We start from the raw sequence: 15346 nt of genomic DNA, 5'->3' as shown, positions 1-15346 counted from the left end.
GTCATGTCTCAAAATCAGCTTCCCTACTGCATGGCCAACTGCCTTGCCCGGCTGCCCGACAGGGTCGGCCCTGAAATCATTTCGCCCGTGCTCGCGTCGTCCGGTACGGTCGCGGGATTGTTTTCACTGCTGGGAGCCCATGAGGTTCGCGTGTGGCCTCCCCGGCAGTTACCAGGCTGAGAGCAGGTTTCGTTATGGCATGTCGTATCAGTGAGCTCGTGCTCGGTTGCCGCGACCCTGAGGTGCTGGCGCGGTTCTGGTGCGAGGTCCTGGACTTCGTCGTGCTCGATCGCGAGGACGACGGCACGTTGGAGATCGGGCCGCGTGAAGGGTTCGGTGGTCCGCAGCCGACGATCATCCTCAGTTACAGGGATGAGCCGGAGAAGGGGAAGTCCCGGCTGCACATCGACGTCAACGCCACCGACCGCGATCAGGACGCCGAGCTCGAACGCCTACTGAAGCTTGGTGCGCGCCCGGCCGACATCGGCCAGACAGGGGAGGAGCAGTGGCATGTCCTGACCGACCCCGAAGGCAATGAGTTCTGCCTGCTCAAGGCCCGCCTCAACCCACTCTGATGCTTATCGGTCACGCCTCGGCGCCAGGTACCCAGGGCCTGCCTCGAAGTGCGGCGTGACGGGGGTGTCGTGATCGTGAAGTAAGTGAGGTCTCCGGCAGAGGGTTCATCGACCAAGAAAAACCTGAACCCGGAGACCTCGTGGCCACCCCAGCGGTGACGAGGCGGCTTGACCTGACCGATGAGCAGTGGGCGCCGCTGGAACCGCTGTTGCCTGTGCCCACGCGGGCGGTGCGGGCGGTCAGGTCACGGTCTACGCCTAGGCCGTTTCGTTTGGATCACCGCGCTGACCAGAGGAAGATGCCTGCGATGTGGAGTCCGGCCAGGTAGATGGTTGCGGTCTTCTCGTAGCGGGTGGCAATGCCTCGCCACTGTTTCAAGCGGTTGATGCAGCGCTCGGCGGTGTTGCGCTGCTTGTACGCCTCGCGGTCGAAGGCTGGTGGCCTACCGCCTCGGCTTCCACGCCGCAGGCGGTGGGCGCGTTGATCGGCCGGAACTGGGATCACAGCGCGGATCCCGCGCTTGCGCAGGTGCTCGCGGATCGCGCGGGAGGAGTATGCCTTGTCGGCCAGGACCACGTCCGGCCTGGTGCGGGGCCGTCCTCACCGTCGAGGAACGCGAAGGCGGGCCATGACGTGAGCGAAGGCGGGTGCGTCACCGGCCTGTCCGGCGGTGAGCACGAAGGCCAGTGGCCGGCAGTGGGCATCGGAGGCCAGGTGGATCTTCGTGGTCAGTCCGCCGCGGGACCGGCCGATGGCGTGGTCCGCCGGTTCGCCTGCTGGGGCCCTTTTTTGCGGGCTCCGGCCGCGTGCTGGTGTGCGCGCACGACGGTCGAGTCGACCGAGACGGCCCAGTTGAGGTCTTCGTCGGCCTCTGCCTGAGCGACCAGCGTGGTGAACACCCGCTCCCAGGTGCCGTCGATGGCCCACATCCGCAGCCGGTTGTAGACGCCTCGCCAGTTGCCGTACTTCTCGGGGAGGTGGATCCACTGCGATCCCGTCTGGAACTTCCAGGCGATCGCGTCGATCACCTCTCGGTGGTCCCTCCACCGGCCACCCCGCCGCGGAGTCCGATCTGGGAGTAGCGGCTCGATTCGCGCCCACTGCGCGTCAGTCAACGGCACACACGAACAACGACCGGCGGGGCTGGTTGGAACGGTGCAGCTGTCAGGTGGTCGGCCCAGTGCGGAGCCGCCACACGTCCCGCACGAGCGTGTACGAAGCACTGAGGAAGATCACGGCTCCAGCCACGAGCCAGAGGACCGACGCCCCGGAACGATACTCACGAACGGCAAGGACGAGCAGCATCACGCTGGCAAGGACGCCGAAGGCCGAGATCAGAGCACTGATGCGGTGAGTCACACGGACATCATCAACGACAACCTCGGCCAGCGGAAGTGATCCAAACGAACCTGCCTAGGGGTCGAGCCCTCGACGGTGCGGTGTTCCATAACCTGAGTCGAGCCGACGCCGGGTGGGCGAGCCAACTTCTGACCTGAGCAAACACAGAGCGAGGACGGCGGGCGAGGTTACAACCAATGCCGTTGACTTTGAGCTGCGGCGGGCAGGTCGCCCTGGAGGTCGCCGCGCGTTGGCCGGACCGGGTGAGCGCCATGGCGTTGCTCTGCTCCGCCCGTCCCGGGCATGAACCTTCTGGCGAACTGAGTGTCCCGAGCGCAGGCTGAGGTGACGGCCGGCGAATCGGTCGATGTGCTCTTCGGTCCCTTCCAGCAGGGCGCGCCGTACGCGAAGGGCAACAAGCAGATCGGGAACCGGCCGCTCTCCGAGGTCCCAAGCCAGGTTGTTGAAGCGGTCGATGTCGTGGGCCCCGCAGCCCTGATGAACCCGCTTGAGGGGACGGGCGGGATTGGCCGTAGAGCTGGAGCGGTCCCAGCGAACATCGAAGGTCCGGCCCTGTAAGAAGTGGACGCCGGTCTGCCCGCCTGTGTCGGCCGCCTCGCCCTGACGCGCACCGGGCTCCCTAGTTGAACACGTTCAAAAATTAGAGCTACGCTGATGCCGAGCGAAGCCGAGGGGGTTCGATGAAGGTAGTGCTGCCCGGGGGAACCGGACAGGTGGGAACGATTCTCGACCGTGCCCTGACGGCGGCCGGCCACGAGGTCACGGTGCTGACCCGGCGTCCCGTGCGGGCGCACGACATCGGCTGGGACGGGGCCACGCTGGGCCGCTGGGCCGCTGCGATCGACGGCTGCGATGTCGTGATCAACCTGGCCGGGCGCAGCGTTTCCTGCCGTTACACCGCCGAGAACCTTCGGGCCATGATGGACTCCCGGGTGGATTCGGCGCGGGTGGTCGGCGAGGCGATCGCCGCCGCCGCGCGGCCACCGCGCGTCTGGCTGCAGATGAGTACGGCGACGGTCTACGCCCACCGCTTCGACGCGGCACACGACGAGGCGACCGGGGTGATCGGCGGCTCGGAGGCCGGTGTGCCGGACTACTGGGCGTACAGCGTCGAGATCGCGAAGAACTGGGAGCGGGCGCAGGCCGAGGCACCGACTCCCGGGACCCGCAAGGTCGCGCTGCGCTCGGCGATGGTCATGAGCCCGGATCGGGGCGGTGTGTTCGACGTACTGTCGCGGCTGGCGCGACTCGGGCTGGGCGGTCCGGTGGCCGGCGGCGCGCAGTACGTCTCCTGGATCCATGACGAGGACTTCGTGCGAGCGGTGGAGTTCCTGATCGCCCGGGGCGACCTCGAAGGGCCGGTGAACCTCGCCTCGCCCGGCCCTCTTCCGCACCGCGACTTCATGCGGGCGCTGCGCACGGCCTGGAGCGTCCCGGTGGGGCTGCCGGCGACGCGCTGGATGGCCGAGCTGGGGGCGTTCGCGCTGCGCTCGGACACGGAGCTGCTACTCAAGAGCCGTCGGGTGGCGCCGGGTCGGCTGCGCGCGGCCGGGTTCGTTTTCGCGTATCCCGAGTGGGAGAGGGCCGCTGTATCCCTCGTACAGCGGGCCAGGCTGGTTCGTGCGGCATCGGGTCGGGCCCGTGAATCGAGCAGCCACGCTGTGTAGACGACCACAAGAAGTGGATCAGAGTCGCAACTCGCGTGCATAGCCAACGCCTGCGTGTCCGAAAGTCGCGTCAGCGAAGCAGACCGGGGTCGTCCGAGGAACCCTACGCCCTGCACGGCGTGCTGGGCGTAGGGCACGAAGCCGAGTCGGTACGCCACAACACGCGCCGCAACAGACCGACCACCACCGACGACGCGTTCCTGCACGCGCTGCTGTCCTTCTTGCCGCTCACCACGCGCGGAACGACCGTCTCCTTCCTCGCGGAACGACTGCGCGGATGGCCGGAGTCGCGGCGGACCGAGGCGCTCACTCTCCTTCTCGGACTCTTCCACCATGCGCTGGAAAACCGCCACAACACCCGCTATGGCGACTACACGCCGCAGCGCCTGGCCGTGCCGGCCCGGCCAGCGACGTACTCCATGAACCTGCTGCTGCTCGCCTTGGCGGCGACGACCACCGGCGGGATCTGCAGCGATGACCTCTTCCCCGACGCGAGCGAACCGGTGCCACCGTGGCGCCAGCTGGCGCTGCTGTGGCGGTCGCGGTGCCCGGCGAAGGGCTGGAGCGGGCTCATCGCCACCGTGGCGATCGAGCAGCTCTGGGAGGACGGCCGACGGCAGATTCGGGAGCGCCTGCGGGAGGATGTGGAACCCGAGCCTTGGAGCACGGACCCGTACTGGACCTACGACTACGGGCCGGACTACCGCTACAGGCCTCGGACGGACAGGTCCTGGTTCGCTTGGGTCAATCACGACAACCGTCAGTTGCGAGAGCAGGCGAGGTTCCTGTGCGACGTTGCCGATGACATCTTCGCGCACGGCCATGAACCATGGGCCGGCGCGTGGGACACGGCAGTCGTCACCTTCCACGACAGCGGAGGCCAATCTCCCGCATCCGCTGTGAAGGCGCTCGTCCACCTGTGGCTGACCAGCGATCAGGAGGCTGATGGCGCTGGTCACGCCCGCTTCCACCACGGACCGGGACGCCGCCGGCACGATGCTGCCCATCCTGCGGGAGAACTTCCGGAAGCTACGTCTCATCTGGGCCGACAGCGGTTACACCGGCCACCTCGTCGACTGGGCCGCCCGCAAGCTCGGCCTCACCCTTCAGGTGGTCAAACACAGCGACCCCAGTGGGTTTACCGTCCTCCCGCGCCGCTGGGTCGTCGAGCGCACCCTGGCCTGGGTGATGCGCAGCCGCCGCCTGGCCCGCAGCACGGCCACTACGTGGCAGCAGCGGCGGGCCCGGGCGCGGGCAACATGAACCAGCCCGGCCTTTCCTGCACCAGCCAGCCCCGCTGCACCAGCCTCTTCATCCTGCCCCGCGCGCCTTCGACCCGCGTCGCAACAGCTGGATCCCAGCCCAGCTTCGGGTCCGCGTGCGAGGGGCCAGAGGTGAACTTCCACCACGAGAGAGCATTGTGACGAAGCAGTACGCACATTATGAAGGGGGCACTGTGAAGCCCGGAGTGCACGAGGATGATTTGAACAGTATCGGTGCGCCCTAGAGGGGAACACAATGATCCGAAAAGCGTCACTTGCCTCATTAGGCATCGCCGTGGCAACCGTAGGGACCATGGCCATTGCGGCGCCAGCCTCGGCCGCGCCCGTCACCCCGACGGATGGTGCGATGGTGACGGCGTACGAAACTGTCAACGAGCGCCAATACCCCAGTACCACGTCTGAGATCTTCGGCACCTTCCATGCGGGTGAGTCGGCGCTCGGCCTTTGCTGGGCGTACGGCGACACCGTCACCGACAACGGTGTTACGAACAACAAGTGGGTTGCTTTGGGGATGCATAGGGAACGATTCCCACCCCATGCGCTTGTCCCTAGCTATTTCGTCAGCGCGGTATACCTCGTTGGTGGCGAGACGGGCGGCGTGCCGAACGAGTGCTAGTGAAGGAACTCAACGTCTCCATGGCCTGAGGGTGCACGGCAGGACGGGTCTTCAGGAAGACGAAATAGTGCCTCGTCAGCCAGGGTCGCCCGTCAGGGAACGGCGGCGTCCGGTGCGGTGTCCCGCAAGGTGCCGGGTCGGCCTCGTGGGGGTACCCCCGGCCGAAGACTGGGAGAGCCGTGCCGGGCGTCGCGACGGGGCGAACATTGGCTGACACGGCGCTAACTGACCGCCCTGGCCCCAGCGAACCAAGCCATTGAGGCTGTTTCCAACTTGCCGTGACGGGCCGTTGCCCTGAGAAGCAGTCGAGTGGACCCTGGCCTGGCTGATGGGCAGGCGCCGCCTGGCCCGCAGCACGGCCACTACGTGGCAGCAGCGGCGGGCCCGGGCGCGGGCAGCATGAACCAGCCTGCCGTCTCCTGCATCAGCCAGCCCCGCTCCACCAGCCGCTTCATCCTGCCCCGCGCGCCCTCGACCCGCGTCGCAACAGCCGGATCCCAGCCCAGCTTCGCCGCCACCCGCTTCGTCGATAGACCGCCATCACCCGTGTCCTTGAAAACCGTCATGATCCGCCGGTAGTCCGGGACCAGGACCTTTACCGACACCCTGCCCTCCTTGCGGGCCACCATCCTGCGCGGCCCTGCCGCCGGCACCGGCTCGTCCATCGGTCCCTCGACGGCCACGGCCCCAGGGGCTTCCACCGGAGCGGACGCGTCCTGCTCGGCCAGCGCCTCGAGATACTGCTCCAGGCCGATCACCCGGTGGTTCAGCACCTCCTCCAGACCAGCCAGACGCACCAAGCCTGCCCGGACAACGCAAAAATCACGACTGACATGCGGAAACGCCACAAATTAAATTCGGAAAAGGGACTGCTTCTCAGCCGTGGGCTAAGGATTGTCCCGTGACTGATCTTTGGCATGAGGGTGGTGGTCGGGATTGGATCCTGGGTCCCACCGGTGGGCTACGCCGCCGGGGATGCGTTGTTCACGACGCGGCAGCGGCTCGCAAGGACCATCCTCCCGTCAACATGCAGATCTCTACCTGGAGATGAGGGAAAGAGTCCCCCTGTTATGGTGCGCCTGTGTCATCGATCAAGCAGTTCCAAGTCACCTTTGACTGCGCAGAACCTGAGCGCGTCGCTCGCTTTTGGTGCGAGGTGTTGGGGTACGTCGTATCGCCGCCGCCGGAGGGGTTCGCCACTTGGGACGATTTCGACCGCTCCCGGTCTCCTGAGGATCAGGGTTCATGGTTCGCCTGCAGTGATCCCTCAGGTGTGGGCCCGCGACTGTTCTTTCAGCGCGTTCCCGAAGGCAAGGTCGTCAAGAATCGGCTGCATCTTGACGTGAGGGTCGGCACCGGGCTCATGGGTGAAGAGCGCCTCGCCACGCTCGAAGCCGAGTGCGCACGACTGGTCGCCCTCGGGGCGGTACGCGTGCGACTACTGTATGACGGCAACGATTCCTGCATCGTGATGCAGGACATCGAGGGCAACGAGTTTTGTCTCGACTGAGCATCCTCCGAGACGGCGAGGTGGGGAGCCGCCTCCCTTGGACCTCCCTGGTCCCGTAAGGGGTGGGGGAGTTATCCCGTGAGGGCGAGGTTGTGCAGCCGGGCGATGCCCAGCATCGCGGTGTGAACGCCGCCGCCCCTCGGACGGCAGTCGCGAAGGATCTTCCAGGCCTTCATCCGCGCGAAGACGTGCTCGACGCGGGCCCGGACCCTGCGGTGGGAGGTGTTGTGCTCCTCCTTCCAAGCTGGCAGTTCGGTCTGGCCGCGTTCACGGCGGTGCGGGATGAGCGGCGGGTGCCCCGGTAGCCGCCGTCCGCGATGACCGCGGCCCGGCCCACGGCGGCCTTCGCACCGGACAGTCCCCACGCCTCGCGGTCGGTGCGGTTGCCGGTGCCCGGCCGGCCGACGGCGACGACGAATCGGGTGTCGGCGTCGATGACGACCTGATGGTTGGCCAAATACCTGTAGTTCTTCGACTGCTCGACAACCGTATGATCCCGCGTGGGGACCAGGGTGCCGTCGACAATCAGCACGGCGTCTTTACGGAACCGCTGACGGGGCTGAAGCGTAAGCGCGACGGCTCGAGGTGGCCGATGATGCGGTCAGCGGCCACAGCGGTCGTTGCTGACCGGCAGAAGAGCAATGCTCAATACCTGTGGATCACTCCTGACGGAAGGAGGCGTACCTTCCCGATGGATCGATCGATAGGTCATCGAGCAAGGCCGACGTTGCCGCGTCGGTCGGGAAGGCACGCCGGTAGTCAACGAGGACAGCAGCACGCCAAGCGGCAGCTCGCTGCTGGATGAGATCGTCCGGGAAGGCGCGCGGCGGATGGTGGCTGCCGCGCTGGAGGCCGAAGTCAACGTCTACATAGCCGAGTTGGCCAATGAACGCGACGACCAGGGGCGCCGCCTGGTGGTCCGCAACGGCTATCACCAGCCCCGGCAGGTCACCACCGCGGCCGGCGCGGTCGAGGTGAAGGCGCCGCGGGTGAACGACAAACGCCTCGATGAGACCACGGGGGAGCGCAAGCGGTTCTCCTCCGCGATCCTGCTGCCGTGGTGCCGCAAGTCCCCGAAGATCAGCGAGGTGCTGCCACTGCTCTACCTGCACGGCCTGTCCTCCGGCGACTTCGTGCCCGCTCTGGAGCAGTTCCTCGGCTCCTCCGCCGGGCTCTCGGCGGCGACGGTCACCCGGCTGACGACGCAGTGGCAGGCCGACCACGCCGCCTTGATGGACCGCGACCTCGCGGAGGTCGACTATGTGTACGTGTGGGCCGATGGCATCCACCTCAACGTCCGCCTGGAGGAGGCCAAAGCCTGCGTCCTGGTGCTCATCGGGGTGCGCGCCGACGGCTCCAAGGAACTGGTCGCTCTCAAGGACGGCTACCGCGAATCGGGCGAGTCTTGGGCCGACCTGATGCGCGACTGCGCCCGCCGGGGCGTGCGCGCCTCCGTCCTCGCGGTCGGCGACGGCGCCCTGGGCTTCTGGAAGGCCCTGTCCGAGGTGTTCCCCGACACCCGCGAGCAAAGATGCTGGGTTCACAAAACGGCCAATGTCCTCGACTCCATGCCGAAGTCTGCACAGCCCGGCGCGAAGAAGGCCATCCAGGACAGCTACAACGCTGAGGACCGCGACCACGCGGCACCGGCGGTCAACACATTCGCCCAGCTCTACGGCGCGAAGTTCCCCAAGGCCGTCAAGAAGATCACCGACGACCAGGACCAGTTGCTGGCGTTCTACGACTTCCGGGCCGAGCACTGGATCCACCTGCGCACCACGAACCCCATCGAGTCGACCTTCTCCACCGTCCGGCTGCGGACCAAGGTCGCCCGTGGCGCCGGCTCCCGCACCGCCGCCCTGGCCATGGTCTTCAAACTCGTCGAGTCCGCCCAGCAACGGTGGCGGGCCGTGAACGCACCCCACCTCGTCGCCCTCGTCCGCGCCGGAGCCCGCTTCGAACGCGGCCAGCTCATCGAACGCCCCAAGGCGGTCGCGGCGTGAACACACTCGCTGCCCAGGCCATCAGCACCAGGCGGCTGGACCTGCTGCCGCTGCGCGTCGAGCACGCCGAGGAGATGGCCACCGTGCTGTCCGATCCGGCCCTGCACACCTTCATCGGCGGCACTCCCGACACCCCGCACGCCCTGCGCTCGCGCTACCAGCGCATGACCGCAGGCTCTCCCGATCCAGCCGTCTCCTGGCTGAACTGGGTGATCCGGCTCGGTGACGAGTCCTGCCTGACGGGCACCGTCCAGGCGACGGTCAGCCCCTCCGGCCACGGCCCCATCGCCGAGCTCGCCTGGGTGGTGGGGACACCGTGGCACGGAAGAGGCATCGCCACCGAAGCAGCCCGAGGCCTCGTCGACTGGCTCAGCCAGCAGCCGGTGCACACGATCATCGCCCACGTCCACCCCGAACATCGGGCATCCGCTGCCGTCGCCACTGCCGCCGGACTCACACCCACCGACGAATGGCGCGACGGCGAGATCCGATGGCACCGGACCATCAGACGCCACAGATCTTGACTATTACTCCCGGCAGAAACGGCCGGAGCCGTTCCCACTTGGCATCCGTCAGATGCCCTCGCCCCATGTTCACATCAACGACCCGGACACGGACTAGTCACATGATCGGCCGAATGAATCCTAGGGCCTGTGCAGGTCCCGTTTGCGATGCTTATCGCCGGGTCCGGGTTTGGCTGCCGAATGATGTTCGCGCGGACATCGGGGGCGTCGCCGTTGTCTCCAGACGTGTATGTGTACTCAACAATGAGGGAGAACGGTATGGAGCCAACAGAACTCCGTCGCGCAGTTGAGGCAGGACGGGCGACCGCTTCGGAGCTGGGCCTACAGGTCGACGATGCGATCGTCATCCACAACTCGGACCGGGTCGCGCTGCGCCTGGTCCCTTGCGATGTTCTGGCTCGGGTCGCGCCTTCGGGGCATCTGGCTGGTTCCGAGTTCGAAGTAGAGGTTGCTCGCCGTCTCGCCGACGTCGACGCTCCGGTGGCTGAGCTCGACCCTCGGGTCGAACCCCGAGTCTATTTGCGTGACGCCTTCGCCATCTCGCTCTGGACGTACTACGAACCTGTGCGATCAGAGATCGCGCCGGGCGACTACGCAGACGTGTTCCTGCGTCACCATGCCGCCCTGCGCCAGATCGATCTGGGCGCACCGCATTTCACCGATCGAGTCGCCGTGGCACTGAGAGAGGTGAACGAACGGGAGCGGTCCCCCGAACTGCCCGATTCTGACCGGGAACTCCTCAACGACACACTCAGTGGACTGAGCGCCGCGATCAGCATCGACAAAGCCGGCGACCAGCTGTTGCACGGCGAGCCTCATCCGGGCAACCTCCTGAACACGAGGAGAGGGCCGCTTTTCGTAGACCTCGCCACGTGCTGCCGTGGGCCGATCGAGTTCGACCTCGCCCATGCGCCCGAAGAAGTGGGAAAGCACTACACGGGGGCTGACCACGGCTTGATTCAGCGGTGCCGCGCCCTGAACTGGGCGATGTTCTCGGCCTGGCGCTGGCGCCGAGACGACCAAATGCCTGACCGGGGCCACTGGAGAGTGGAGGGGCTCAACCAGGTCCGTGCTGCACTCGATCGCTGCGGACTGGGCTGAACTGGAGACAGAGAGGCTGCTGGGTCCCGATCCGCTGCGCCGTGTGCGGCATCCGGACAACGGAGCAGCGGACGAACTCGGCCGACTTGAGAGGACATCTCATCCCCTCGCCCCGTGCCCACAGCAACGACCCCGGACACGAGTCACATGATCGGCCGGACAAGTCCTGGTGCTGCATCAGACAAGGTTCGCCCTGTTGCCGTCCGGCGGTGCGAGCTCGTGCTGAGTGGCGCGGTCTACTCGCCGTCGAGCTGGTGGTCTGCCCAGACGTAGCTTTCGGGGAGCAAGTCGGTGATAAGGACGGTTCGGACGCGGTCGTCTTCGCCGACGATGACCTTGAGGGCGGGGAAGTAGTCGAGAAGGACCTGACGGCACCGGCCGTACAGGGGGGACAACCCCCCCGATTGAGGTCGCCCACGGCGACGATCGTGTCCAGCTCGTAGGTGCCCTGGATTGGCTGCCGCGCCGATGAAGACCAGCTCGGCGCAGGGGCCTCCGGTGAAGTGGTAGGCGTTCATCGCCGTGACTATCCGGCCGCCCTGGACGCGGGCCGCGGCTGCCATCGTGTGGTTGTCGCCCTGGCAGCGGGTGCGCGCGACGTGCGCCGCGGCCTGGATGAGTTCGTGGTCGACGTGGTGGTCCACCACCGTGTCGCCCGCAAAGGCATCGAGTCCTCCACGCGGCTGGGCCGCCACCACTGGGTCGTCGAGAGAACCGTGTCCTGGTTACCCGGCTGCTGCCGCTGGCACCGCCGCTACGAACGCGAGGCCGAGCACTTCCTGGCCTTCGTCGGCAGCGCCGCCGCCCACCTCAGCTACCGCCGACACACCACCTGAAACGGAGTCTACGGAGGAGCCCGTGTTCACCGCTGCCTGGGTCGCATGGATGGGCCTCTTCGTCGCGATAGAGGGCCTGGCCCTCTATCGCAAGCAGCCCGGCGACACCCTGTCCGAGCACGTGTCCCGGTGGTTCCATACCGCCAAGGGCATCGTCCCGGACCGGACGACCCGGCTGCGCCGCTTTGCCCTGGTCGCGTTCATGGCCTGGCTGTCTGCCCACTTCCCAGCGGGCGGGACATTCTGATCAGACCTGCCCGGTCAGATGTCGTTGAAGTAGGACCGCGTGTCAAGGATGAACTTGCTCCGTGCCTCGGCGAATTGCTTGGTAACCCAGGTGAAGGGCTGTTGCTCGTGCTCGGTCACATAGACCAGGTCGTCCTCGTCAAAGTTTGTGCCCTGGCCTTGAAGCTGTAGCAGGTCTCCGAGGTCGGCCAGTCTGGCCGCTGAGGCAATGAGCTGGTCAGGGCCCTCCAACTCCAGCCGTGCCACTGCCTTGACCAGGCGCTCATACGCCTCGCAAGCATGGTCGAACGCCTCTTCGTGTCGCCGCTCGGCGCTCTCCTTCTGCTCCCTGGCTCGCTCCCTGCGCCTATCGTCGTCGCTCACCCCATCCTGGTAGATCATGGTCAGCCACCAGGCCGCGCTTCCGCTGTTGTCGCAGGCTCGCTTCAGCTCATCTGCGGCTGCCAATACTTCGACGCTCGCCGCATGCTGACTTGTTTGTCGAGTGTGCTGCAACTGCGCCCGTCCAGCGGCTTCGGCCGACAAGCGGGCTGCGCGGGCCTGCATATAGACCGCGGGTACGCCGACCACGGCAACGGTGGCGGTGACGAGGGAAGCAACGGCCTCTATAGACACGCTCACGATCGTATCCACGCCCACTGACGGCCGAGCGAGGTGAGCCGTGCCCGGTCCAGCACCGAACTGCGAGTCCGACCTCGCCCGGCCGCGAAGATCCCGGCTGCCGACTGCTCCTGGCGCCCGATCACGAAGCGCCTGTGGGGCCCCTTGAAGGAGTCCGGCCAGGCCGACTTCTTCCAGCAGTGCGACTGGGCCCTCGCCTTCTCAATCTGCGAAGACCTCTCCTTCTACAAGCAGGCGGGGAAGAGGTCGGGCAGATACTTCAGACCGTCCACAGCGCCTTCGAGCGGCTTCTGGGCGCGGAGGGCGACCGGCGCCGCGTGCACATCGAACTGCATGAGCCCGAGCTCGAGGAGCAGTCCGCGGCCGTCCTCGCCGACTACAGAAGTTTGTGAGCCTCTGACTCATGCAGCCTCAACGAACGATCCACCATGAGAAACGTTTATGGCGGGTAGTGCGACAGGTCGGTGGCCTAGCCGGCCGGGCGGCGTCCGCGGGTGGCGATCAGCTGTCCATCCTCGAGATCTGGACCGTGGAAGTCGAGCGGGCGTCGGCATTGCGGCCGATGTGCCGCCACGGCACCGAGTAGAGGGTCTTACCGACCTTGAGCCTGTCTCCTTGACGAAGAACCCTCCCCGCCGAACGGAAAATCTTGCGACCCGAGCGGACCGCTCGACTACGGTCGCGGGGGGGGGGGGGGGGGGGGGGGAGGTAGACGCGTGTCCTGGCCATCTGTGATCGTTCTTGTCCCCGCGGAGCGACGCCCGTCGCTTGAAGGGCGAATCCGTTCCCTTGAGCTCGTGCCGGATCCCGTGACGGGCGACGAAAGGCTGCACCAACACGGGTACTCGTATTACATCGACCTCTCGGGCGGGATCCTGTCGGACTACGAGCCGGAGGAGCTCGAGCAGGTGAGGACCCGGATCGGCGAACCGTACGCGGTCTATGTGTCGTGCCAGTCCATGGACGCGGCCCGGGCCTTCCTCCGCGAGGTCCTGCCTGGCGTGGACGGTCTTGTCGACACCAACCACCACGAGATCCTGCAGGCGAGCGAGTTCCTCACGCTTGTGGACCGTTACCCCGGATGGGACTGGCGTCGCCAACCGAGCACAGACCTCCAATAGACCGGCTTACGTCGGCGTCCTGTCACCTGCGGGTCCAGATGAGGATGGCGGCCAGGTGCAGTGCGGCCTGGTAGGCGACAGCAAGCTTGTCTGTCCGCATTGCAAGGCCCCGCCACTGCTTGATCCGAGCGATGCACCGCTCGACGGCATTGCGCTCTTTGTATGTCTCAGTGTCGAAGCCGGGCGGGCGGCCTCCGGCGCGGCCTCGCCGCAGACGGTGGCCGATCTGGTCGGCGGGCTGCGGGACAACGGCACGGATGCCGCGTCGACGGAGGTGCCGGCGGATCGAGCGGGAAGAGTAAGCGCGATCCGCAAGGACGACCGTAGGGCGGGTTCTTGGCCTGCCGATTCCGCTTCGCGGGATCCGGATTCCGGCCATGACTGCCTCGAAGGCCGGCGCGTCACCAGCCTGGCCCGCGGTGACGTGATGGACAGAGGCCGTGCCCGGCTGTCACTGGCCAAGTGGACCTTCGTGCTCAACCCACCGCGGGAGCGTCCGAGCGCGTGATCCTCTGGGCTCGGTCCGGCCGGGCGCCCCCTTTTCCTGGCTCCGGCCGAATGCTGGTGAGCCCGGCAGACGGTGGAGTCCACCGAGACTGTCCAGCCCACGTCGTCGCCAGCATCCGCCACTGCAAGGACAGCCGCGAGGATCCGTTCCCATGTGCCGTCCATGGCCCACCTGATCAGGCGTTTGTGCGCGGTCTGAAAGTACCCGAGCTCCTCTGGCAGGTCGCGCTAGGGCGAGCAGGTGCGGTACTTCCACGCGAAGGCTTCCAGGGTCCGGCGGTGGTCGGCCCACCGTCGGCCGCGGACCGGATCGGGCGGCATCAGCGGCTCGATCCGGTCCCACATCGCATCAGTGATCAATAACCGGACAGACACATCCGATCAACTGACCAACCCATCAAGGAGACACGCTCTTGACGTGTTCCCTGAACTTGATCACGATCTTGGGCTGTTGGTCTTGTCAGGCTCCATCGGAGGACTCAGCACGGGCATCCCATACACCGGTAGCGGCGGTCTTGCGGGCATACTCCGCGAAGTCATGGGGTGGTCGGCCGAGAATGCGCTCGACGGTGTCGATCACATTGGCCCTGCGGCCGTCGAAGACCTCGACCATCAGGCCGGCCAGTTGCGTCGCGTACTCGGTCGACACACCTCGTCCGGTCAGCGATGAGACGAACTGCTCGGGCGTGACCGGCAGATAACGAACGTCCCTGCGGGTCACCCTCGCTATCTCGCCGACGGCATCGGCGAAGGTGAGCAGTCGTGGTCCGGTCACTTCGTGGATCTGGCCGGCATGACCGTTCTCGGTCAGCGCCGCGACGGCGACATCCGCGATGTCCTCTGCGTCGGTGAACGGTTCCGCTACATCGCTGACCGGAAGTGCGACCACACCGGCCCGGATCCGTTCTACGAGCAACGCCTCGCTGAAGTTCTGCGTGATGAACCCCGCCCGCACGACAGTCCACTCCGCACCCGACTCCCGCACCGCCTGTTCGCACCGCTCGGCCTCGGCAGCACCGCGGTCAGCAAGCAAGACAAGGCGCCGGATGCCGGAAGCCACCGCGAGATCTGCGAAGGAACCCACGGTCCTGGCCGCGCCAGGGAACGCCGCATCAGGATAGAAGGCCACATAAGCCGCGTCAGCGCCTCGCAGCGCAGGTTCCCACGTGGTGTCGTCCTGCCAGTCGAACGGCGGCTCAGCACGCCGTGAGCCAATCCGGACCGGCACGTCACGCGCTACGAGCCCGGACACGACCCGGCGTCCAGTCTTGCCTGTTCCCGCGAGGACCAACGTTGTTGGCGTAGTTGGTGTCATGTTCCACAGTCCATCGGCATGCCGGGCTATGGGCCATGGTCGAGGCTCGCAGGTCCATAAT

15 protein-coding genes and 6 pseudogenes are annotated in these 15346 nt (G+C 66.6%); 12 read left to right on the top strand and 9 right to left on the bottom strand.

The genetic code is table 11. The annotated features are described in order from the left end of the window. Window positions 1-194: 194 nt before the first annotated feature. Window positions 195-575: a VOC family protein gene (locus FE633_RS20380; RefSeq protein WP_138046597.1), complete on the top strand. Its 381-nt coding sequence runs from the start codon at window positions 195-197 to the stop codon at window positions 573-575. Between the two features lie 277 nt (window positions 576-852). Here FE633_RS20380 and FE633_RS20370 read toward each other — a convergent pair. Together FE633_RS20370 and FE633_RS20365 are read right to left on the bottom strand one after the other, a co-directional pair. Beyond that, window positions 853-1697 (bottom strand): annotated as a pseudogene (locus FE633_RS20370) (IS5 family transposase). A 43-nt stretch (window positions 1698-1740) separates the two neighbouring features. Further along, window positions 1741-1935, bottom strand: coding sequence for a hypothetical protein (locus tag FE633_RS20365; protein ID WP_138046596.1), 195 nt, complete (start codon window positions 1933-1935; stop codon window positions 1741-1743). Window positions 1936-2615: 680 nt separating this feature from the next. Between FE633_RS20365 and FE633_RS20355 the strand changes: the two genes are divergently transcribed. Continuing rightward, window positions 2616-3602: a TIGR01777 family oxidoreductase gene (locus FE633_RS20355; protein WP_138046595.1), complete on the top strand. Its 987-nt coding sequence runs from the start codon at window positions 2616-2618 to the stop codon at window positions 3600-3602. Window positions 3603-3972: 370 nt separating this feature from the next. Here the strand turns inward: FE633_RS20355 and FE633_RS20350 are convergent, their stop codons facing one another. After that, a complete protein-coding gene (locus FE633_RS20350; protein ID WP_138046594.1) occupies window positions 3973-4176 on the bottom strand; it encodes a hypothetical protein in 204 nt (67 codons plus the stop codon). Window positions 4177-4547: 371 nt separating this feature from the next. Between FE633_RS20350 and FE633_RS20345 the strand changes: the two genes are divergently transcribed. Together FE633_RS20345 and FE633_RS20335 are read left to right on the top strand one after the other, a co-directional pair. Further along, a complete protein-coding gene (locus FE633_RS20345) occupies window positions 4548-4865 on the top strand; it encodes a transposase (RefSeq protein WP_138046593.1) in 318 nt (105 codons plus the stop codon). A 312-nt stretch (window positions 4866-5177) separates the two neighbouring features. Continuing rightward, window positions 5178-5501, top strand: coding sequence for a hypothetical protein (locus FE633_RS20335; protein ID WP_138046591.1), 324 nt, complete (start codon window positions 5178-5180; stop codon window positions 5499-5501). A 362-nt stretch (window positions 5502-5863) separates the two neighbouring features. On the opposite strand, the gene FE633_RS20330 is transcribed toward FE633_RS20335, so the two are convergent. Beyond that, window positions 5864-6298 (bottom strand): hypothetical protein, encoded by a 435-nt coding sequence (locus tag FE633_RS20330; protein ID WP_246113733.1) that lies wholly within the window; start codon window positions 6296-6298, stop codon window positions 5864-5866. Between the two features lie 284 nt (window positions 6299-6582). Here FE633_RS20330 and FE633_RS20325 point away from each other — a divergent pair, with 284 nt between their 5' ends. Next, on the top strand, window positions 6583-7011 hold the full coding sequence (locus tag FE633_RS20325; protein ID WP_138046590.1) for a VOC family protein: 429 nt from the start codon (window positions 6583-6585) through the stop codon (window positions 7009-7011). A 71-nt stretch (window positions 7012-7082) separates the two neighbouring features. Here FE633_RS20325 and FE633_RS20320 read toward each other — a convergent pair. Continuing rightward, a pseudogene (locus FE633_RS20320) lies at window positions 7083-7620 on the bottom strand (transposase); the annotation flags it as partial. Window positions 7621-7805: 185 nt separating this feature from the next. On the opposite strand from FE633_RS20320, the gene FE633_RS20315 reads away from it, so the two are divergent. The 3 genes from FE633_RS20315 (at window position 7806) to FE633_RS20305 (ending at window position 10639) form a co-directional block, all read left to right on the top strand. Beyond that, entirely contained in the window at window positions 7806-9014 is a 1209-nt protein-coding gene (locus FE633_RS20315) for an IS256 family transposase (protein WP_246113739.1), read from the top strand. Continuing rightward, a complete protein-coding gene (locus tag FE633_RS20310) occupies window positions 9011-9538 on the top strand; it encodes a GNAT family N-acetyltransferase (protein ID WP_138046588.1) in 528 nt (175 codons plus the stop codon). Before FE633_RS20315 ends, FE633_RS20310 begins: the two co-directional genes overlap by 4 nt. A 258-nt stretch (window positions 9539-9796) precedes the next feature. Then, window positions 9797-10639 carry a phosphotransferase gene (locus FE633_RS20305; RefSeq protein ID WP_138046587.1) on the top strand — a complete coding sequence of 281 codons (843 nt, stop codon included), beginning with the start codon at window positions 9797-9799 and terminating at the stop codon, window positions 10637-10639. 236 nt (window positions 10640-10875) lie between these two features. Here FE633_RS20305 and FE633_RS20300 read toward each other — a convergent pair. After that, window positions 10876-11283: pseudogene (locus tag FE633_RS20300) on the bottom strand (cytidine deaminase family protein). On the opposite strand from FE633_RS20300, the pseudogene FE633_RS20295 reads away from it, so the two are divergent. Both FE633_RS20295 and FE633_RS20290 read left to right on the top strand, forming a co-directional pair. Beyond that, window positions 11284-11475 (top strand): annotated as a pseudogene (locus FE633_RS20295) (IS5/IS1182 family transposase); the annotation flags it as partial. It lies immediately after the preceding pseudogene. A 22-nt stretch (window positions 11476-11497) separates the two neighbouring features. Continuing rightward, the gene (locus tag FE633_RS20290) at window positions 11498-11722 is read left to right on the top strand and encodes a hypothetical protein (RefSeq protein WP_138046585.1); all 225 of its coding nucleotides are present in this window, start codon (window positions 11498-11500) and stop codon (window positions 11720-11722) included. Between the two features lie 14 nt (window positions 11723-11736). Here FE633_RS20290 and FE633_RS20285 read toward each other — a convergent pair whose 3' ends face one another. After that, window positions 11737-12336, bottom strand: a complete 600-nt coding sequence (locus FE633_RS20285) for a hypothetical protein (protein ID WP_138046584.1) — start codon at window positions 12334-12336, stop codon at window positions 11737-11739. Between the two features lie 39 nt (window positions 12337-12375). Here FE633_RS20285 and FE633_RS49980 point away from each other — a divergent pair. Both FE633_RS49980 and FE633_RS20275 read left to right on the top strand, forming a co-directional pair. After that, a pseudogene (locus tag FE633_RS49980) lies at window positions 12376-12734 on the top strand (phage terminase small subunit). A gap of 405 nt (window positions 12735-13139) precedes the next feature. Continuing rightward, complete coding sequence (locus FE633_RS20275; protein ID WP_246113732.1) at window positions 13140-13463, top strand: hypothetical protein; 324 nt, start codon at window positions 13140-13142, stop codon at window positions 13461-13463. A 22-nt stretch (window positions 13464-13485) separates the two neighbouring features. Here FE633_RS20275 and FE633_RS20270 read toward each other — a convergent pair. Together FE633_RS20270 and FE633_RS20265 are read right to left on the bottom strand one after the other, a co-directional pair. Next, window positions 13486-14315: pseudogene (locus tag FE633_RS20270) on the bottom strand (IS5 family transposase). Window positions 14316-14430: 115 nt separating this feature from the next. Continuing rightward, window positions 14431-15285 (bottom strand): NAD(P)H-binding protein, encoded by an 855-nt coding sequence (locus FE633_RS20265; RefSeq protein ID WP_138046582.1) that lies wholly within the window; start codon window positions 15283-15285, stop codon window positions 14431-14433. Window positions 15286-15346: the final 61 nt, after the last annotated feature.

Origin of the sequence: Streptomyces montanus, from assembly GCF_005786655.1 — a bacterium.
In the GTDB taxonomy this organism is placed as follows: Bacteria; Actinomycetota; Actinomycetes; order Streptomycetales; family Streptomycetaceae; genus Streptomyces; species Streptomyces sporangiiformans.
Note: the sequence above shows the minus strand (reverse complement) of the source record. Positions and strands in the feature narration are given on the sequence as shown.